Origin of the sequence: Candidatus Clostridium helianthi (genome assembly GCF_045310795.1) — a bacterium.
In the GTDB taxonomy this organism is placed as follows: domain Bacteria; phylum Bacillota; class Clostridia; order Clostridiales; family Clostridiaceae; genus Clostridium; species Clostridium helianthi.
In genome coordinates, this window is record NZ_JBJIAB010000056.1 from 1 (window position 1) to 19514 (window position 19514).

Consider the following 19514-nt stretch of genomic DNA (forward strand, 5'->3'; position numbering starts at 1 on the left):
CCGCCGTATACCGAACGGTACGTACGGTGGTGTGAGAGGTCGGAAAACAAAATAATTGTTTTCCTCCTACTCGATTAAAATTTTTATAATTGCTTTAAAAGATTTTTAAAATTAGATTTTATAATGAATTCATAACAAGCAAGGGAATAAATCTTTGAAAATATTGGGAGGCGTTATAAATGAATAAAATTAAAGTATTATATGATGTATTTAAAACTATGAAGGAAAAAGAAGTGTTTAAAGGAAGCGTAAAATTGGAAGCAACTAAAGGAGATGTAAAAGTATTATCATTTTCTAATGAATTTGAAACTGATACTAAAAGTGGGGAAACAAAAGCTAACATAAGTGTTGATTTAGATGCTGAAGGCAAAAAAGTAAAACATGATAGTAATTCTGAATTTAATATAAAGGAGTGCCCGCATCATGGATTTCATAGAGGAATGCATAATCATGGAATGAATATGCACGGTCACGGTGGAATAAAAGGAGGACTTTCAAAAGTTACGTTTATATTAAATTTATTAAATAATGTGCAAGTAGAAGAAAAAGATGAAAAGGCTATTATTTCTTTAGAATTGAAAGAGGTATTTAAAGAAATCAAGGACATTCATAAAGAATGCCATAAAGGAATGGATGAAGAAAAGATAATGGAGCATATAAGACAAATGAAGGAAAGTGATGATAGAGGTTTCCATAAGCATCATAAATTTATAAAAGAATTATTATGTTCTGAAAACAGCGATGCTATATTAAAAATATATGCAAATAAAGATAATGAAGTTGAGAAAGTAGAAATTTCTTCTAAAGGCGAAAATGCTGTAAATGGATCACTAGATTTAGTTTGGTAAATTAATTAAGTTAGGAGATAGTAGTAAATGCCCAAATATCTTATTTGTACTAACACTAGAAAGTATAATGAATTAGTTGAAGCTCTAAATAGTAGAGGAATTCAATTTGAGACAACGAATTGTGATAATAAATGCTTTAAATGTTGCACTAGAGTGATGATTAAAGAAGATGATAAATATATATATGCAACTGATGTGAAAAATCTATTAAGAAAAATGAGTATTTCTTAATGTAAAGAGGGGTTGAAATTCAGAAATCTCTAAATTATTGATGTAAAATTCAATTATTTAGAGATTTTCATTTATAAATAAATAAGTAAATAAGGAACTCTGTTCCAAATCAAAATTTAAGTATATCATAGAATAATTTTATTAGAATTATTAATAGTCGGTTTTAATTTAATTTATTAAAAGTTAATTTGAATGTTATAATCATTACAATGGTAGAAATTTATTTTAAGGTGGTGGAAAGCATTAGAAGGTTTAGAGGAAGAGTTTATTCTCATTTTCATAATAGAATTGATGAAGAACATCGGGAATTTTTTGAAAAACTCAAAGAGTTAAATAAAATGCGTTACGAGTTAGTTTATGAGCATCAAAAAATACATCATAATTCTCATCATAAACAATTTAATGAATTTAATAGGATACATAGATATTTAAGATGGATGCGTCCAACGGGAATTTTAATAAGCATGTTACTTGTTTTTTCCATATTTAAATTTGTAGATGTAAAGGCAATTACTATATTTTTTGCAATAATTTTTATTATTCATCAAAGCTCTCATATATATATAACTTTGAGAATGGAAAAAAGAATTATGAAACCTATAGAGAAGTTAAAAGATGGTGTTGAACAGATAGCCAGAGGTAACTATGATGTGAAAATTGATAACGACGTATATAATGAAATAGGAATTTTAATATATGATTTTAATAAGATGGCTGAAACCTTAAAAAAATCTGAAGAGATGAAACTTGAATATGAAGAAAATAGAAAAGCATTGATAGCTAATATTTCCCATGACTTAAAAACACCAATTACTTCAATTAATGGATATATTGAAGCCTTAGTGGATGGTGTTGTTACTTCACCAGATAAAGTGAACAATTATCTAAATATAATTCATAATAATACTACTTATATAAATAACCTTATTGATGATTTGTTTTTATTTTCAAAATTAGATATGCAAAAATTAGATTTTAATTTTGGGATAGTTAAATTTAAGGCATTTATGAGTGATCTTATGGAAGAGTTTGATTTTGTTCTTAAAGAAAAGGATATTGAATTTAAATTTGAAGATAGGTTGTCGGAAGAATTAGAAATTAACATAGATGGAAAAAGAATATATCAAGTTATTAGGAATGTTATAGGGAATGCTATAAAATATGGAAGGCAAAAAGATTCAATAATTAAAGTAGAATTAAGTAATAATAATGAATGGATTAAGATAGAAATTAAAGATAATGGTCTTGGGATTCCAGAAGATAAACTTTCAAATATATTTAATAGATTTTACCGTATAGATACAGAACGTACCAAAGACTTTATGAGTACGGGTTTAGGACTTGCAATTGCAAAGGAAATGGTAGAAGCTCATGGAGGAAAGATTTATGCATCAAGTATAATGGGGAAAGGAAGTACGTTTACTATAGAGATACCAATAAAGTGAAGTTTTTCAGATGGAGAGAACTATAGCTGAATTTATACCAACAAGGGGTACAATGCTAAGGAGTGTTTAGATGTTATTTCGTGATTAAATAGTGATACGGATCATATATATCTGACAGTGTGTCATTTAAGAGCATAAATAATAAAGAGGAGGAAGCATATGAAACAAATATTAATTATAGAAGATGATATAAATATCGCTGAACTAGAAAAAGAGTATCTTCAATTAAATGGTTATAAAGTGGAAATAATTCAGGATGGTATTCAAGGATTAAAAAAAGCTCTTATTGGTACATATGATCTTATAATAGTTGATTTAATGCTACCAGGTAAAGACGGGTATGAAATAGTAAGAGAAGTTAGAGAAAAATATGAAATACCTATAATAATAGTATCAGCAAGAAGTGAGGATATTGATAAAATAAAGGGGTTAGGATTTGGTGCAGATGATTATTTAACAAAACCTTTTAGTCCTGCAGAATTAGTAGCCAGAATAAAGTCTCATATGCTTAGATATGAGCGATTATCAGGAAATAGACCCCAACTCAATATTATTAGCCATAAAGCATTGGAGATAAGAACAGATTCACATAAAGTTTTTGTAAATGGAAAAGAGGTTATTCTTACTACAAAAGAGTATGAGCTTATGGTATTTTTAGCTTCTAATCCAAATATAGTTTTCACTAAAGATCAATTATTCGATAGAATATGGGGAGATGATTATTACGGAGATACAGCAACTGTGGCAGTCCATATACAAAAGTTAAGAAAGAAGATAGAAAAAGATCCAGGAAATCCAGAGTATATTGAAACCCTTTGGGGAACAGGATATAGATTTAATTCATAAGTTTCAATATTGATTTATTTGGATTTGCCTGGAGTTAAACCACATAATTTGGAGTTAGAGCTAACGAGGAGAGTTTTTGATAATTATAATTAAGATATAATTATAATTTAAATTTAGAATTATATAAGAGTGGTAATACATATATTACAATATGTAGAAATAATTTGATGAATAATTATGTTAAAAGGGATTGGGCTATTGTATGATTATAAAACCGGAAAATAATAAATTGAGTAGAAAAGATAGAGTATATGGAAGGCTAAAGCAACTTACAGCAGAAGCAGCTTTTGATAATGACTTAATAGAGAAAATAGGATTTGAAGCAAGTTATATAGCTGAAGAACTAAAAATATCAAGAAATAATGTTAGTAAAGAATTAAACTGTCTTGTAAATGAAGGTAAAGCAATTAAGATATTGGGCAAGCCTGTATTATATTTAGATAAGGATTATCTAGAAGCTACCTATAAAATAGAGATAAATGAACCAATAATAAAAGAATATAATTTCTTTAGAAAAATTATAAATAAAGAGCTGAATTTAGAGTCGCAAAATAAGAATATAATAGAAAGTTATAATAATAATGAAGTTAATAGTAATTTGGGAAATACAAAAATCAAAACTAGGGATATATTTGAAAATATAATAGGAAATAGGGATTCTTTAAAATCACAAATTAAACAGGCAAAAGCAGCAATATTATATCCAACCAATGGCTTACATACATTATTAATTGGGCCCACGGGGGTTGGAAAAACTACTTTTGCAGAAATGATGTATAGATATGCTATAAATGTAGGGACACTCGAAACTAACGCACCATATGTTATTTTCAATTGTGCAGATTATGCAGAAAATTCTCAATTATTATTATCACATCTGTTTGGACATGCGAAGGGGGCATTTACAGGAGCTGATAAAGAAAAAAAGGGATTAATAGATGAAGCTAATAACGGAATTCTATTTTTAGATGAAGTTCATCGTTTACCACCTGAGGGGCAAGAAATGTTATTTTCATTAATTGATAGAGGCAGCTATCGTAGATTAGGAGAATCTGAAAATACAAGAAGAGCTAATATATTGTTTATAGCAGCTACTACTGAAGAGCCTAAATCGACTATACTAAGTACTTTCTTAAGAAGAATTCCAGTAACTATTAAACTACCAAGTTTAGATGAACGTTCCTTAAAAGAGAGAATGAAACTTATTTATGAATTTTTTAAAAACGAGTGTCTTAAAATTAAAGCTCAATTAAAAGTATCGAAAGAAGTTTTAAAAGTGCTGCTGCTTTATAAATGTCCAGGCAACATAGGCCAACTGAAAAATGATATCCAGCTTATTTGTGCCAATGCATTTGTTGAATATATAACACAAGATCAAAAATACGTACACGTGAAGTTATCCCAGCTTTCACAGCGCTTTAAAGAAGGATTATTTACAATTGAGGATAAAAGGCGAGAACTTTTTAAATATTTTGATTTAAATGACTTTGAGTCTATAACATTTAATAGTTCCAATGAGGAATTTGATGATAACTTAAATGGCTTACTACTTTATGATAAATATAATACTGAAGAAGACTTCTATGATGTTATGTTAGAAAGAGCACAAAAATTTTATGAAGATGGCTTGTCTGTAAATCAAATTAGGGAGAATATAAATAGTCAAATTCGAGATCGTTTTAATAACTCACCGCTATCAGAAAAGTCTCAAAATTTAACTATAAATAAAGAAGTTTTATCAAAAATTGTAACTCCTGAAATCGTTAATATTATAGAAGAATCATTTTTTGAAAATGAAGATTATTTCGCTACTAGTACAGATACAAAGTTAATTTATAGCCTGGCGCTGCATATTGAAACCCTTATAGAACGTTTGAAATTAGGAAATGTAACAATTTATCCAAATATAGAAAGTTCTTATAGGGAGCATATAAATGAATACAATATAGCTGAAAGAATAAAATTGAAAATTGAAAAACAATTTCTAATTAAAGTGCCTAATGATGAGGTAGCATTTATAACTATGTTTTTATATTCAGTAAATACAAAAAGAGCATATGGAAATATTCAAGTTTTAGTTATTGCTCATGGGAATGGGACTGCAACGAATATGGTAGAAGTTACAAAGACACTTTTAGGCTGCAACTGCATTCATGCATTGGATATGCCATTGGAAGAAAAGGTGGAGATAGCCCTAAATAAGGCTATAGATATGGTTAAGGAAATGGATTGTGAAGGAGGCGTTCTTTTACTAGTAGACATGGGATCACTAACCACATTCTCAGATGTAATTACAGAAAAAACTGGTATAAAAACACAAACGTTGAAAATGGTTAGCACTCCAATGGTTATTGAAGCGGCTAGAAAAGCAATGATGCCTGATATAACTATGGATATATTAGTTGAAAGTGTAAAAAATGTAAGCTCATTAATTGGAGATAGCATAAAATTAAGTAATCCACCTATGGAAGTTGAACCAGAAAATACAAATTGTAGAGATTATGCTGTGAATATGCTAGAAGAAATATTAACTTTTTTAAGTGCTAAAAAAGCGTCTAAAACGTTAGATGAAGTTTTAAAAAATATAGCGTCTGTTTATAATAAAGAAATTGATGATGCTATGTATATTAAATTTTTATTTCATTGTTCATGTATGATTGAAAGAGTTATAAGAAATGAGACATTGCCATATAAAAAATTTTCCAAAATCAAATCTGCAAAAGAGCAACTTTTTGAGGTTATAAAAAATAATTTTATTTTAGTAGAAGAAGTATTTGGAATACACATTCCTAACAGTGAACTAGCATATATAGTTGAAATGGTGGATATTAATTTTGATTTAAATAATATTAAAAGTGAAGAAGAGATTTAGCAGTAAGCTAAAGTTACTGTAATTGATAAAAATATAATAATACTATTAAAAAGTCTAAATGTGTATTTACATTTAGACTTTTCTTAAATACACATTAAATACACATTGAATACATATGCTGATTTCTAAATATTAAATTATCCAATAAATAAGTTTTCTTATGATGAAAAATATTGTATTAACTAAAAAATGTGTAAGGACATAGTGTTTAGAAGGCGTCAAATATTATGCTATATATAGTGAGACACTTTAAGTTAATTATTGGCACGATAGTTGCTTGTATATAAGGCATAAAGTGAAACTTTTCAGGTGGAGTTTTATACTTCAGCTGAATTTAGTTTGACTTATCCAGGAGCGTGCAGCCGTTATCTCGCACTTTAAGAAGTGGGAGTGTTACAGATGCTAGCTATCGGATAAAGAAAAACAAGAGGAGGTGAATCTTATGATAGGAATTTTACTCGTCACTCACGGAAAATTTTCAGAAGAAATATTAAAAAGTGCTGAGCTTATTGTAGGAAAACAAGATAAGATATTAACTTTAGGACTTGAACATGGAGATAGTATCGAAGTACTAGGAGACAAAGTTAGAGAATCAATTAAATTATTAGAAAGTGGTCAAGGTGTTTTAGTACTGGCAGATCTGTTAGGTGGAAGTCCTTATAATGTTGTTGCTTTAAATTCAAATAAAGTAAGTGATATTAAATTTAAATGTATAACAGGCGTTAATTTACCTATGTTACTTGAGGCAATTACTATGAGAGAATCTTATGAGTTAGATGAATTGACTAGGCATTGCATGGAAGCAGGAGTTATGGGAGTAAAAGAATTATTTAATGAATTAAATACATTATTAAAATAAATCAAAAAAGGGAGAGATTATATATGTTAAATATTGTTCTTACAAGAATTGATGATAGGCTAATTCATGGTCAAGTTGCAACTGCATGGTCTAAAATTACAAAGGCAACTAAAATTATAGTAGTAGACGATGTAGTAGCACAAGATTCATTTATGCAAATGGTTCTAAAATCTGCAGCACCTAGTTCACTTAAAGTGGAGATATATGGAGTAGATGATGCAGTTGAAATTTTAAATAAAGATGACGATGGTGAGAAAATATTGGTTTTAGTTAAAGCTCCTATGACTGTCCTTAGCCTTGTAAAAGCAGGAATTGGAATTAAGGAGTTAAATCTTGGAGGAATGGGTGCAAGGCAAGGAAGAAAACAATTATATAAAAATATTTCAGTTTCTGATGAAGAAAGAGAAGCATTTATAGAGCTTATAAGATGTGGTGTGAATGTTTTTATGCAAATTGTTCCTGATGCAAAACAAATAGCATTAGATAAATTATTAAAGAAATAATTAATAATTAAATTATAATTTAGGAGGAATTTATATGCATGTTACGATTTTTCAAGCGGTATTAATAGGGTTATTTTACTATATTTCATGGAGTCCATGGTTTACTTATGTTGGATTTTTTACATTTAATAGGCCTTTAGTAGCAGGACTAATAACAGGAATAATATTAGGACAACCTTTAGAGGGAGCATTAATAGGTGCAGGTATAAATGTTATATATTTAGGATTTATATCAGCAGGTGGAGCTCAAATGGGGGATCCATCATTTGCAGGATATGCAGGTACTGCATTAGCTATAACTTCTGGTTTAGATGTATCAACTGCTATGGCAATCGCAGTTCCACTTGGAACTATAGCTACAGTATTATGGATAGGAAAAATGACAATCAACTCATTTTTTGTTCATTGGGCTGATAGAGAGGTAGAAAAGGGAAATATAGATTCACTTAGTCTCATAAATACAATACCACCGCAAATAGTGTTATTTTTACTTAGTTTTATACCAGCTACATTAGTAGTATATTTTGGTCCAGATGCAGTGTCTGGAATGTTAAGTGTTATGAATGATAGTGTATTGCATGTATTTAATGTAATAGGAGCAATGTTACCAGCACTAGGTATTGCAATGAATTTAAAACTAATAGGAAACTCATTTACAATGCCATTTTTTGTACTAGGGATCATAATGTCAGTATACTTTAAACTTGATATAGTTATCATTTCTATAATAGGATTAGTAATCGCATTAACTGTAACTGCAATAAAAGGCAATAATTCATCACCTAATAATGCATAGAAGAAAATTTACAAGGGGGGAATATACATGTCAAATATAAAGATTATACCTGAAAATAAATCAATTGATGATAATAAAACTAAAGTTTTAGATAAAAGAGATGTAATTAAGTCATGGATTAGATGGTTTTTTTTCGCACAATCAAATTATAATTACGAAAGATTACAAGCTACGGCTTTTGCACACTCCATGTTACCTGTAATAAAGAAATTATATAAAAATAACGAAGATAAAAAAGCAGCGGTACAAAGGCATTTAGCATTTTTTAATACAGAACCTATTTGTGGATCAGTTATACATGGTATTACTATAGCCATGGAAGAGGAGAAAGCTAGTGGTAATCCAATTAATGATGAAGGTTTTAATGCAATAAAAACAGGATTAATGGGGCCACTTGCAGGTGTTGGTGATACATTGACACAGGGAATTATTACACCTATTTTGCTTGCAATATGTATAGGAATTACAAATACTAAGAATATTTTTGGTCCAATTATATTTTTAATAGCTCAATATGTAATAATGACTAGTATTTCATTAAGTCTATGGATGAGTGGATATAATCTTGGTAAGAAAGCGGTAGAACAAATACTACAAGGTGGAAAAATTAATAAAGTTATTGAGACTGCATCAGTACTCGGAACTCTAGTAATGGGAGGGCTAGTTGGAAGATTCATTACTTTACAAACTAATTTAAGTTTTAATATGGGAGAAGTTAAATTTAGTTTGCAAACAGATTTATTAGATAAACTAATGCCCGGCTTGATACCGTTTGCACTAACATTAATTGTGTTAAAAATGGTAAGAAGAGGGACATCTCCAATTAAATTAATGGTTGTACTTATACTTGCAGGAGCTATTTTAGGAGCTTTAGGTATATTTTAATTAATAAAAATCAAGTGAAACTTGATTCAGGTGGGGTTTGATCCCCATCTGAATCTTAGTTGAACTTATCTAGGGTCGTGCCGCTGTTATCTCCCACTTATAGAAGAGGGAGTGTTACAGCGGCTAGACATCAGATAAATATGTATGTTGCAATTTTGAGCTTCATTATAACTATATTAAGTTACCTATGTATAAAGATTTTCAGACATATGCCCAATATTGCAACATACGCATTGTTAATTAAGCAAAAATATTAATTAGGAAGTGATATGCATGGAGTTAAATATAAACAATGTCAGTGATTTAAAAATAGATGATTTTTTAAAAAGTGGGTTAAAATGCACATGTGGTAAAGCACATAATATAGGTTTAGAACGTGTATTAATAGAAAAAGATGCAATTAAAAAAGTGCCTGATATATTAAGAGATCTAGGATTTAAAAATTCATTAGTTGTAGCGGATAAAAATACTTATAAAGCAGCTGGAAATCAAGTTGAGACTGCATTGAAAGAAGGAAAATTTGAGTATAAAAAATTTATATTTGAACCAGAGGATGACCTTGTTCCTGATGAAAGTGCTTTAGGTAAACTATTTATGCAATTTGATAAAGATGTAGATGTTATTTTAACAATAGGCTCAGGTACATTAAATGATTTAGGCAAATTTATTAGTCATAAATTAGATATTTCATCAGTTATTGTGGCTACTGCACCATCTATGGATGGTTTTGCATCAAATGGTTCTGCATTAATAGTTGAAAATCTTAAAACTACTTATCAAGTTGATGTTCCTAAAGCAATTATCGGAGATGTTAATATACTAAAAGATGCGCCTATGGAAATGATTCTAGCTGGATTTGGTGATATTGTTGGAAAGTATTCTGCATTAAATGATTGGAAACTCAGCAAGATTATAAATAAAGAATATTATTGTGATGTAACAGTTAAAATGGTAGAGGATTCTATACAAAAATGTATGGATAATTCGGAGAAAATGATAAATAGAGATGAAACAGCAATAAAAAATCTAATGGAAGCATTAGTTCTAACTGGAATTGCTATGAGCTTTGTTGGCAATTCAAGACCTGCTTCGGGATCAGAACATCATTTAGCTCATTATCTAGAAATGATGTTTTTATTTGAAGGCAAAAAAGCTGTACTTCATGGAACAAAGGTGGGAATATCTACAATCATAACTACGAAATTACGTGAAATCTTATCTGAATATGAACTTAATTTTGATCAAGCTATTAATAGTGCTAAGTTATTTGATCAGGACCAATGGGAGAAAAATATTAAACAATTTTATGGGAAAGCAGCACCTGAAATTATTAAAACAGCCGCAAAAGAAAAAAGGAATTCTATAGAAAGCAGATTAGAAAGAATTAGCAGCATTAGAGAAAATATTAATGAAATAAAAGATGTTATTAAAGATATTCCGACAGCAGAGGAAATAAAAGCAATTCTCAAAAGAGTTGGCGCAGCAGCTGAACCAGAGGATGTTGGAATTGAGCTTAAAATAATGTTAGATGCAATAGTTATGGCTAAAGAGGTTAGGCCAAGATATACAATATTAAGCTTTTTAGGTGATTTGGATTTACTAGATGAATTTTCATATAAGATTAAAAATTATTTAGCTGAGAGGGTATAGCATGTTAAATAAATATTTAGATATAAAAGAAGATGAGAGAACATTATTAAAAAAAATAAAATGTTTTATTCTTGATTTAGATGGAACAGTATACCTAGGTAACACACTATTAGATGGATCTATAGAATTCCTAAGAATATTAGATGGAAATAATATAAAGTTTAAATTCTTTACAAACAATTCTTCAAAAAATGCTGAGTTTTATATAAAAAAAATAACTAATATGGGCTATGATGTAAAGAATGACATGATGATGATATCTAATGAAGTAATAATTGATTATATAAAAAGAGAATTTCAAAATAAAAGAGTATTTGTTTTAGGCAATGAATATTTAAAAAAAGATTTTGTGAATTCAAATATTAATATAGTAGAAGAAAATGCAGATGTGGTCGTAGCAGGATTTGATACTTCATTAGCCTATAAAAATGTTTCAAAAGCATGTGACTTTATTAGAAATGGAGCTACTTTCTTGGCGGTAAATCCAGATTTCAACTGTCCTATAGAAAATGGTTTTATGCCTGATTGCGGATCTATATGCTCAATGATTACTGCATCTACAGGAGTGAAACCTACATTTTTTGGTAAGCCGTCTCCTTATACTTTAAATTATATACTTAAGAATATGGAACTTAAAGAAGAAGAAGTCGCTTTTGTAGGAGATAGGTTATATACAGATATTGCTATAGGAAAAGGCAATAAGGCAGTTACAATTCTAGTCTTGACAGGGGAAACTCAAATGAAAGATCTAAAGGAATCTGAAATACAACCGACTTTAATATTTAATTCACTTAAGGAGATTGGAGGAATATTTAATAGTATAAATTTTGATAGTTAAGCAAGGGGATAAGTAGGAATAAGGAAAAGTCATAAATAAAAAAGTGGCCAAGTGGCCACTCTTTTATTTCACAACTATATTAACAAGTCTTCCTTTAATTACAATCACTTTAACTATAGTTTTACCTTCAGTATTTTCTTTAATAGTCTCATTTTCTAATGAAGCAGCTTTTATACCTTCTTCATCTAAATTAGAAGCTACCATGATTTTAGCTTTTATTTTACCATTTATTTGGATCGCAATTTCGACTTCATCTTTAACTAAAGCAGCAGGGTTAAATTCTGGCCATTTTTCATTAAAGATTGTTGAATTATTTCCAAGTAAGCTCCATTGCTCTTCAGCAAAGTGAGGAGCAAATGGTGCAAGTAGTTTTATGAAATCAACTATAGTTTCTTTTAAGAAGTTTGCGTTTTTAATATTTTCTTGAGTGTACTTATTAAGAGCATTTGTAAGCTCCATAAGTCTTGCTATCGCAGTGTTAAATTGCATTTTATCTCCGTCTTCAGTAACACCTTTAATAGTATTATGTTTCCAGAAGTTTAATTCTTTTTCAGCTGAATCAATAGAATCCTTAGTGCTCTCATTTGAATTTATTATATTTCTGCAATTTTCAAGGATTCTTTCAATTCTATCCACGAATTTTCCAACAGATTTTATTCCGTCGTCGCTCCAAGCTCCACCTTCAGTATAACCAAATCCAAACATTAAGTACATTCTAAATACGTCAGCGCCATATTCTTTAATATAATCATCAGGAGAAATAGTATTTCCTTTTGATTTACTCATTTTAAGTCCATCTGGTCCTAATATCAATCCTTGGTGAGTTAAGCTTAAGAATGGTTCGTCAAAGTTTAAATATCCCATATCTCTTAAAGCTTTTGTTATGAATCTAGCATATAATAAATGCATGCAAGCATGTTCTGGTCCACCAACATATTTGTCTACAGGAAGCATTTTGTTGACTTTTTCAGAATCAAAAGGTGCATCATCGTTTTTATTGTCTACATATCTTAAATAGTAAAAAGATGAACATACAAAAGTGTCTAAAGTATCAGCTTCTCTCTTTGCAGGCTTCCCACAATGAGGACAAGTTGTATTTACAAAATCCTCACATTTACCTAATGGTGATTTACCATCTGGTGTAAATTCAACATTGTAAGGAAGTTTCACTGGAAGATCCTTTTCAGGTACTGGAACTATTCCACAATCATCACAGTATATAACAGGAATTGGAGCACCCCAATATCTTTGTCTTGAAACTAGCCAGTCTCTTAATCTGAAGTTTTTCTTCATTGCTCCTAATTCATCTTTTTCTAATTCTTCAACGATTTTCTTTTTAGCTTCATCAGTTGTTAATCCATCGAATTTTCCTGAATTAACAAGTACTCCATATTCGCAATATGGAAGGTCTGGATTAGTATTTTCTTTATCCGTTATAACTCTTTCGATTGGTAAATTGAATTTTGTTGCAAAAGCAAAATCTCTTTCATCATGAGCAGGAACTGCCATAACACATCCTGTACCATAAGTAGCCAATACATAATCAGAAATCCAAATAGGAACTATTTTTCCATTAATAGGGTTAATAGCATAAGATCCTGTGAATACTCCTGTCTTTTCTTTTGAAACGGATTGTCTTTCAATTTCAGATTGCTTTGCAGCAGCTTCCTTATATTCTTCAACAGCAGCCTTATACTCTGGAAGAGTTAACTCATCAACTAATTTGTTTTCAGGAGCTAGAACTACATAAGTAACACCGTTTAAAGTATCAACTCTTGTAGTAAATACATCGAATTTCAAATCTGAACCCTTAACTTTGAAAGTAACCTCTGCACCATAAGATCTTCCAATCCAGTGCTTTTGCATAGACTTTGTTTTTTCAGGCCAATCTAAACCATCTAATTTATCAAGTAATTCATCGCCGTACTCAGTTATTTTAAAGAACCATTGAGTAAGATCTTTCTTTGTAACTTCAGTACTACATCTTTCACAAACACCATCAACAACTTGTTCATTAGCTAATACTGTATTGCATGATGGACACCAATTTACAGGCGCTTTTTTTCTGTAAGCTAGACCTTTCTCGTAAAGTTTCAAGAATAGCCACTGAGTCCATTTATAATAATCAGGAAGACAAGTAACAACTTCGTTTTCCCAATTAAACATAGCACCCATAGATTTCAATTGTTTTTCCATTGTCTCAATATTCTTTAAAGTAGAATCTTGAGGATGAATTCCAGTTTTTATAGCATAATTTTCAGCAGGTAATCCAAAGGCATCAAATCCCATTGGTTGAAATACATTATATCCTTGCATTCTCTTAAGTCTTGCCCATGAATCTGTTGGACCATAGTTAAACCAGTGACCAGCATGTAATTGAGCGCCTGATGGATAAGAAAACATTTCTAATGTATAGAGTTTTTTACCTGAATTTTCAGGATTAAATTTATAAACCTCATTCTCCTCCCAAAATTTTTGCCACTTTTCATCAATTTTTGTTCCGTAATTTGCCATGATATAGCCTCCTATAATTTTAATGTAAAATGCACAATATAATGCATATAAAAGAAAAATGCTTATAATAATTGAAAAATATGTTATTAAAACAAAATTTTAATTAAAATATTAGATCTATGCACTGATAATGGATAAATTAAAAAAAGCTCTCATCTCTAAAACAAAGAGACGAAAGCATAATTTCCGTGGTACCACTCTTAATTAGAAGAGATAAAAAAACAAATTTATCCTTCTCACTTATTATTTTAACGGGTCTACCGTACTTGCTTTTAACAAGTAAGCTCCTAGGCAAGTTCATAATAATATAACGCTATTTTACACCAAACAACAGCTCTCTTTAAGATATAATTATTACTAATACTCCTATTCATCGCACAATATAAAATTTTAATAATATTATATATTAAGAAATCAAAAAAAGTCAAGAAGTTGACTTATATATATGTGTTTAATAGTAAAAACTTATTACCACTTATTGTTTATGCAATATTTGGAATAATATTAGCAGTAGTTTTCCTAATCAAAAATGAAATTAATTTTTACTATAAGTAATATTATCTCAAAAAAAGCAAATAATATTTTTTTTAGAATGAGTTATTATGATACAATATTAGAATAGGAAAGAGTTTAATATAGGGATGTGAATCAATGAACATACTTTTAGGCTTAACAGTTATAACTTTAGTTTTAAATATACTTTTTTCTTTATCATTAGTGTTTATAGAAAGAAAAGATCCTACAACAACATGGGCATGGATCTTAATATTAATGATTTTACCTGGCCTTGGATTTGTGATTTACATCATGTTTGGTCAAAATCTAAGCAGGCAAAAGATTTTTAAAGAAAAAATAAAGTTTGATGAAAAGAAGAGAAAGAACTTAAACGATACATATAAATCCAATAGACACGGTCATGATGGCGGAGAAAAATTTGCTGATTTAAGGAGGCTAAATTTTAATAATTCTGGCGTAAAATACACTACTAATAATAAAATTGATGTATATGTAAATGGAAAAGAAAAATTTAGTCAGTTAATTGAAGACATAAAAAATGCTAAAAAGTTTATTCATGTTGAATATTATATATTTAGAGGAGATACTATTGGAAAACAGATACTTGATGAACTAACTAAGAAAGTTAAAAGTGGATTAGAGGTTAGATTGTTATTAGATAGTATGGGATCACGCAAGCTAAGAAAAAAAGTTCTTAGGGAATACTTGAATGCAGGTGGGAAGTTTTCACTGTTTTTTCCAGGAATTTTACCACATATAAATACTCGTATAAATTATAGAAATCACAGAAAAATAGTTGTTATTGATGGTCAGTACGGCTATGTTGGAGGTTTTAATGTTGGGAAAGAGTATATAAGTGAGGATCCTGAAGTTGGCTTTTGGAGAGATACCCATGTAAGAATAGAAGGAGAAGCAGTTAATGCATTAAATGAAAGATTTTTACTGGATTGGTGCCATGCATCTGGTGAAAAAATAATTGATTATAATAAATATGCAAAAGAATTCAAGAAAGACTTAGGGGATGTTGGAATACAGATTGTAACTAGTGGCCCGGATCATAAGGAAGAATATATAAGAAATGCTTATTTAAAATTAATTAATAATGCTAAGAATAATTTGTATTTGGAAACTCCATATTTAGTCCTTGATTCGCCAATATTGGAATCGTTAAAAATCTCTGCATTATCAGGGGTAGATGTACGGATTATAATACCGGGAAAACCAGACCATTTCTTTATGCAGTGGGCAGCAAGTTCTTATGTGGGAGAATTATTAGAAGCTGGTGTTAAAATATATAGTTATCAAAATGGATTTATTCATGCAAAAACCATAGTAGCTGATGGGTTAGTAATGAGCATAGGAACAGCTAATTTAGACATTAGAAGTTTTAAGCTTAACTTTGAAGTTAATGCATTTATTTATGACGATAGAATTGCAAAGGATGGAGAAAAGCAGTTTATAAAGGACATGGAGTGCTCAGAAGAGATAACTAGGGAAATATACGATGGTAGGAGTTTGTCTCTCAAAATTAAAGAGTCCTTAATTAGATTGGTATCTCCTATATTATAGCATAGGATAGGAAATTTAAAATTATGATAAAACCACTCTTTTACTTAGAGAAATAAAAGAGTGGTTTTATTTCTCTAAGTATTTTATCTAATATGTATTGAATAAACGAGTTTTAAAAATATTTTTCATGAAACCTAAATAATTATTTTTACAAAATTGCTAATGTTATGGAAACTTTTTCTTAACTGAGTATAATTTAATATATAAATTTAATAATAGAAGTGAATAGGAGAAATATTTAATTCATTAGGATTGGAGCATTATATGAAAAGCAAAGAAAAGTTTTATTATTCCCTGACTACTTATATAAATTATGGAGTAACGAGTATAGTGACTACTTTTTATGTGCCATATTTGAATCAAGTAGTTGGATTATCATTAAGTCAGGTTGGAACTGTAGTATCTATAGGAGCATTATTTGCAATTCTTTCCCAGCAATTTTTAGTAAGTAAGTTTTCGATGAGAAAAAACAAAAAAAGATTTATTATCATACATTTATGCGCACTTATTGGAATGATAGTATTTTTAATGTCTGTTAACAAGACCATCATATATTTTTATGCAGTTCTTTATGGAATTATAGTACAAACAATTGGAAATGTATATGAAGTATATGTTGAGGAAATAGCAGTTAGAAAAAATGTAGAGTATTCAGAAATAAGAAAATGGGGATCCATAGGATTTGGGTGCGTAGTTTTATTAAGTGGAACTATAATTTTAAAATATGGATTTAAAACTATGCATATAATAGGAATCATAATGTCATGTATAGTTATATTATTAATAGCTATGAAGTTTAAGAATATTGAAGCAGATGGAAATCCAAATAGGGGAAAATTAATTGCTGTATTTAAAAACAAAAATTCAGTAATTCTCGGAATAATTAATATCTTAATCATAGGAACTTATACCGCAATAGAATTTGCATATTCAACATATTTAATTGAAATAACGGGGAATGCGGATCTAGCTAACTCTATATATAGTAAATCAATATTTTCAAGAGTATGTGTTGAATTTATATCATTCATGCTTGTAGGAAAGTATCTAAAGGATAAAAAGCCTAAGAAATATTTAATAATAGCATTTCTTATAGGAACTACTAGAATACTTTTATTTTCAACAGGTTCAATACCTTTAGTTGTTTTAGGGGATCAATTACATGGTCTAATGTATGGTTGTTATTTAACATTTTTATTTAAATACATAAGAGAAGTAGTTGATGACGAACTAGTTGCTGGTACATACTCATTTGTTAGCGTGCTGGGATCAGCAGGAGCTAACTTTGTATACCCACATATGTTTAGTACAATCCAAAGAAATTTTGGATATACTGCAATGTATCTGGTTGGTTTCTCAATTATGGTAATTTCTTTGCTAGTTTCTATTAAGATTCTTCCTAAGAGCAAACAATCCATTAAGCAATTATAATTAGCATTTAACTAAAAAAGCACCTAGTATTTAGGTGTTTTTTTTATAAGGGATTAACCAACTAATATATCTATATAGGAGTTTTATAACTAGATTTTTAGAATAAATCCTGTAAAACTAAAATAATAAGGTGAAAAAAATATATATTAATTATTGAGTTAATGTTAATAAAAGTACAATATGTTTAATTATTTAATTACAAAATACAACATTTATTTGAAAAGTATTAATTTGTATTGACAATTAGATATAGTTTGTTATAATGATAAAAAGATTAAATGTAAATATTGTAATTAATGTTCGTGAAAATAATTATTAAATTTAGAAATGGAGAAAATCATGGAAAAGGATATTGTAAAATCAGTTATGCAAAAATTTTATAGCTTTTTTTATTTTACATTCTGGGGCTTTTATTTTAGCGCTGGCTATTTATTTTGCAAAAAACTGAAAAATACCTTTTTAATGAGTTTTTTATATTTTATATAAGTTTGTAATATATATCAGCATTGATATTTTATGGAACTCATTATACATGAGTTCCATTTTTTTTCGCAAATAATTGAACATGTGCAAGGGGGCAATATAAAATGGTAGTAATATTAAAGCAAAAAGCAAAGCAGGAAGAAATAGAAAGATTGACAAAACAACTAGAAGCAAAGGGTGTTTCAGTGAGCTTAGTTGTTGGATCAGATGTTAGTATCTTAGGATTAGTTGGGGATACAAGTGCAATAGATCCTTCGGTTGTTGCAGCTAATGGAATAGTTGAAAGAGTTATGAAAGTTCAAGAACCTTTCAAAAAAGCAAATAGAATGTTTCATCCAGAAGATACAATAGTAGATATTAATGGAGTTAAAATTGGTGGAAAGAAAATAGCAATGATTGCAGGTCCATGTTCTGTTGAAAGCGAAGAACAAATCATTGAAATAGCAAAAGAAGTTAAGGAAATTGGGGCAAATTTCTTAAGAGGCGGAGCATTTAAGCCAAGAACTTCACCATATGCGTTCCAGGGAATGAAATATGAAGGGTTAGAACTTTTAAAGAAAGCAAGAGCAAATACAGGATTGCCAATAGTTACAGAGCTTATGTCTCCTTATGATATAGAAACGTTTGTTGAAAATGTAGATGTAATTCAAGTTGGCGCTAGAAATATGCAAAACTTTGATTTACTAAAGGAACTTGGCAAAACTAACAAGCCGATATTATTAAAAAGAGGTTTATCAGCAACTATAGAGGAATGGTTAATGTCAGCTGAATATATTATGGCTGGTGGTAATGAAAATGTAATTCTGTGCGAAAGAGGAATAAGAACATTTGAAAACTACACAAGAAATACTTTAGACTTAAGTGCAGTACCAGCTGTTAAAAAATTAAGTCACTTACCTATAGTAATTGATCCAAGTCACTCTGCAGGAAAGTACTGGATGGTTGAACCTCTAGCAAAAGCAGCGGTTGCAGTTGGAGCAGATGGACTTATTATTGAAGTTCATAATGATCCAGAAAATGCATTATGTGATGGTCCACAATCAATAAAGCCAAGTAAGTTTGCAAAACTTATGGAAGAGTTAAAAGTTATTGCAGCGGCTGTTGGAAGAGAAATATAAATTTATTAAATTAAAGAACAGTTGGCATTAACAATTACTCATTACAAGTATCTAAAAAATAGAAAAGAGTCATAACGTAATCTTAGTCATGATGCTAACTGTTTAATTAC

Annotated in this window: 15 protein-coding genes and 1 other annotated feature; of the genes, 14 read left to right on the top strand and 1 reads right to left on the bottom strand. The window is 29.4% G+C overall.

Annotated features, from left to right (window positions below):
• Positions 1 to 179: 179 nt before the first annotated feature.
• From ACJDTP_RS25410 to ACJDTP_RS25460, 11 genes are all read left to right on the top strand, one after another.
• Positions 180 to 848, top strand: coding sequence for a hypothetical protein (locus ACJDTP_RS25410; RefSeq protein WP_023973937.1), 669 nt, complete (start codon positions 180 to 182; stop codon positions 846 to 848).
• A 27-nt stretch (positions 849 to 875) separates the two neighbouring features.
• Entirely contained in the window at positions 876 to 1079 is a 204-nt protein-coding gene (locus ACJDTP_RS25415; RefSeq protein ID WP_023973936.1) for a hypothetical protein, read from the top strand.
• 209 nt (positions 1080 to 1288) lie between these two features.
• Positions 1289 to 2524: a sensor histidine kinase gene (locus ACJDTP_RS25420; protein ID WP_406762798.1), complete on the top strand. Its 1236-nt coding sequence runs from the start codon at positions 1289 to 1291 to the stop codon at positions 2522 to 2524.
• A 159-nt stretch (positions 2525 to 2683) separates the two neighbouring features.
• Complete coding sequence (locus ACJDTP_RS25425; protein WP_017211235.1) at positions 2684 to 3370, top strand: response regulator transcription factor; 687 nt, start codon at positions 2684 to 2686, stop codon at positions 3368 to 3370.
• 202 nt (positions 3371 to 3572) lie between these two features.
• The gene (locus ACJDTP_RS25430; protein WP_406762799.1) at positions 3573 to 6242 is read left to right on the top strand and encodes a sigma-54-dependent transcriptional regulator; all 2670 of its coding nucleotides are present in this window, start codon (positions 3573 to 3575) and stop codon (positions 6240 to 6242) included.
• A gap of 442 nt (positions 6243 to 6684) precedes the next feature.
• Positions 6685 to 7101, top strand: coding sequence for a PTS sugar transporter subunit IIA (locus tag ACJDTP_RS25435; protein WP_039769908.1), 417 nt, complete (start codon positions 6685 to 6687; stop codon positions 7099 to 7101).
• A 23-nt stretch (positions 7102 to 7124) separates the two neighbouring features.
• Positions 7125 to 7604 (top strand): PTS sugar transporter subunit IIB, encoded by a 480-nt coding sequence (locus tag ACJDTP_RS25440; protein WP_406762800.1) that lies wholly within the window; start codon positions 7125 to 7127, stop codon positions 7602 to 7604.
• A gap of 34 nt (positions 7605 to 7638) precedes the next feature.
• Positions 7639 to 8400, top strand: a complete 762-nt coding sequence (locus ACJDTP_RS25445; protein WP_039769911.1) for a PTS mannose/fructose/sorbose/N-acetylgalactosamine transporter subunit IIC — start codon at positions 7639 to 7641, stop codon at positions 8398 to 8400.
• A gap of 27 nt (positions 8401 to 8427) precedes the next feature.
• Positions 8428 to 9285 (top strand): PTS system mannose/fructose/sorbose family transporter subunit IID, encoded by an 858-nt coding sequence (locus ACJDTP_RS25450; RefSeq protein WP_406762801.1) that lies wholly within the window; start codon positions 8428 to 8430, stop codon positions 9283 to 9285.
• A 273-nt stretch (positions 9286 to 9558) separates the two neighbouring features.
• Positions 9559 to 10935, top strand: coding sequence for a sn-glycerol-1-phosphate dehydrogenase (locus ACJDTP_RS25455; protein ID WP_039769912.1), 1377 nt, complete (start codon positions 9559 to 9561; stop codon positions 10933 to 10935).
• Position 10936: 1 nt separating this feature from the next.
• Positions 10937 to 11773 (top strand): HAD-IIA family hydrolase, encoded by an 837-nt coding sequence (locus ACJDTP_RS25460; protein WP_039769913.1) that lies wholly within the window; start codon positions 10937 to 10939, stop codon positions 11771 to 11773.
• A 63-nt stretch (positions 11774 to 11836) separates the two neighbouring features.
• Here the strand turns inward: ACJDTP_RS25460 and leuS are convergent, their stop codons facing one another.
• A complete protein-coding gene (gene leuS, locus ACJDTP_RS25465) occupies positions 11837 to 14287 on the bottom strand; it encodes a leucine--tRNA ligase (protein ID WP_039769914.1) in 2451 nt (816 codons plus the stop codon).
• Between the two features lie 164 nt (positions 14288 to 14451).
• Positions 14452 to 14670, bottom strand: a binding site (T-box leader).
• 268 nt (positions 14671 to 14938) lie between these two features.
• Here leuS and cls point away from each other — a divergent pair.
• The 3 genes from cls (at position 14939) to aroF (ending at position 19404) form a co-directional block, all read left to right on the top strand.
• Positions 14939 to 16372, top strand: coding sequence for a cardiolipin synthase (gene cls / locus ACJDTP_RS25470; RefSeq protein WP_023973933.1), 1434 nt, complete (start codon positions 14939 to 14941; stop codon positions 16370 to 16372).
• A gap of 264 nt (positions 16373 to 16636) precedes the next feature.
• Complete coding sequence (locus ACJDTP_RS25475; protein WP_406762802.1) at positions 16637 to 17803, top strand: MFS transporter; 1167 nt, start codon at positions 16637 to 16639, stop codon at positions 17801 to 17803.
• 587 nt (positions 17804 to 18390) lie between these two features.
• A complete protein-coding gene (aroF, locus tag ACJDTP_RS25480) occupies positions 18391 to 19404 on the top strand; it encodes a 3-deoxy-7-phosphoheptulonate synthase (protein WP_023973931.1) in 1014 nt (337 codons plus the stop codon).
• Positions 19405 to 19514: the final 110 nt, after the last annotated feature.

What these genes read in the sequence shown, in the direction of transcription:
- cls (WP_023973933.1), top strand. Translation starts at nt 14,939, where the DNA reads ATGAACATACTTTTAGGCTTAACAGTTATAACTTTAGTTTTAAATATA.
- ACJDTP_RS25445 (WP_039769911.1), top strand. Translation starts at nt 7,639, where the DNA reads ATGCATGTTACGATTTTTCAAGCGGTATTAATAGGGTTATTTTACTAT.
- ACJDTP_RS25415 (WP_023973936.1), top strand. Translation starts at nt 876, where the DNA reads ATGCCCAAATATCTTATTTGTACTAACACTAGAAAGTATAATGAATTA.
- aroF (WP_023973931.1), top strand. Translation starts at nt 18,391, where the DNA reads ATGGTAGTAATATTAAAGCAAAAAGCAAAGCAGGAAGAAATAGAAAGA.
- ACJDTP_RS25420 (WP_406762798.1), top strand. Translation starts at nt 1,289, where the DNA reads ATGGTAGAAATTTATTTTAAGGTGGTGGAAAGCATTAGAAGGTTTAGA.
- ACJDTP_RS25435 (WP_039769908.1), top strand. Translation starts at nt 6,685, where the DNA reads ATGATAGGAATTTTACTCGTCACTCACGGAAAATTTTCAGAAGAAATA.
- ACJDTP_RS25455 (WP_039769912.1), top strand. Translation starts at nt 9,559, where the DNA reads ATGGAGTTAAATATAAACAATGTCAGTGATTTAAAAATAGATGATTTT.
- ACJDTP_RS25450 (WP_406762801.1), top strand. Translation starts at nt 8,428, where the DNA reads ATGTCAAATATAAAGATTATACCTGAAAATAAATCAATTGATGATAAT.
- leuS (WP_039769914.1), bottom strand. Translation starts at nt 14,287, where the DNA reads ATGGCAAATTACGGAACAAAAATTGATGAAAAGTGGCAAAAATTTTGG.
- ACJDTP_RS25410 (WP_023973937.1), top strand. Translation starts at nt 180, where the DNA reads ATGAATAAAATTAAAGTATTATATGATGTATTTAAAACTATGAAGGAA.
- ACJDTP_RS25460 (WP_039769913.1), top strand. Translation starts at nt 10,937, where the DNA reads ATGTTAAATAAATATTTAGATATAAAAGAAGATGAGAGAACATTATTA.
- ACJDTP_RS25475 (WP_406762802.1), top strand. Translation starts at nt 16,637, where the DNA reads ATGAAAAGCAAAGAAAAGTTTTATTATTCCCTGACTACTTATATAAAT.
- ACJDTP_RS25440 (WP_406762800.1), top strand. Translation starts at nt 7,125, where the DNA reads ATGTTAAATATTGTTCTTACAAGAATTGATGATAGGCTAATTCATGGT.
- ACJDTP_RS25425 (WP_017211235.1), top strand. Translation starts at nt 2,684, where the DNA reads ATGAAACAAATATTAATTATAGAAGATGATATAAATATCGCTGAACTA.
- ACJDTP_RS25430 (WP_406762799.1), top strand. Translation starts at nt 3,573, where the DNA reads ATGATTATAAAACCGGAAAATAATAAATTGAGTAGAAAAGATAGAGTA.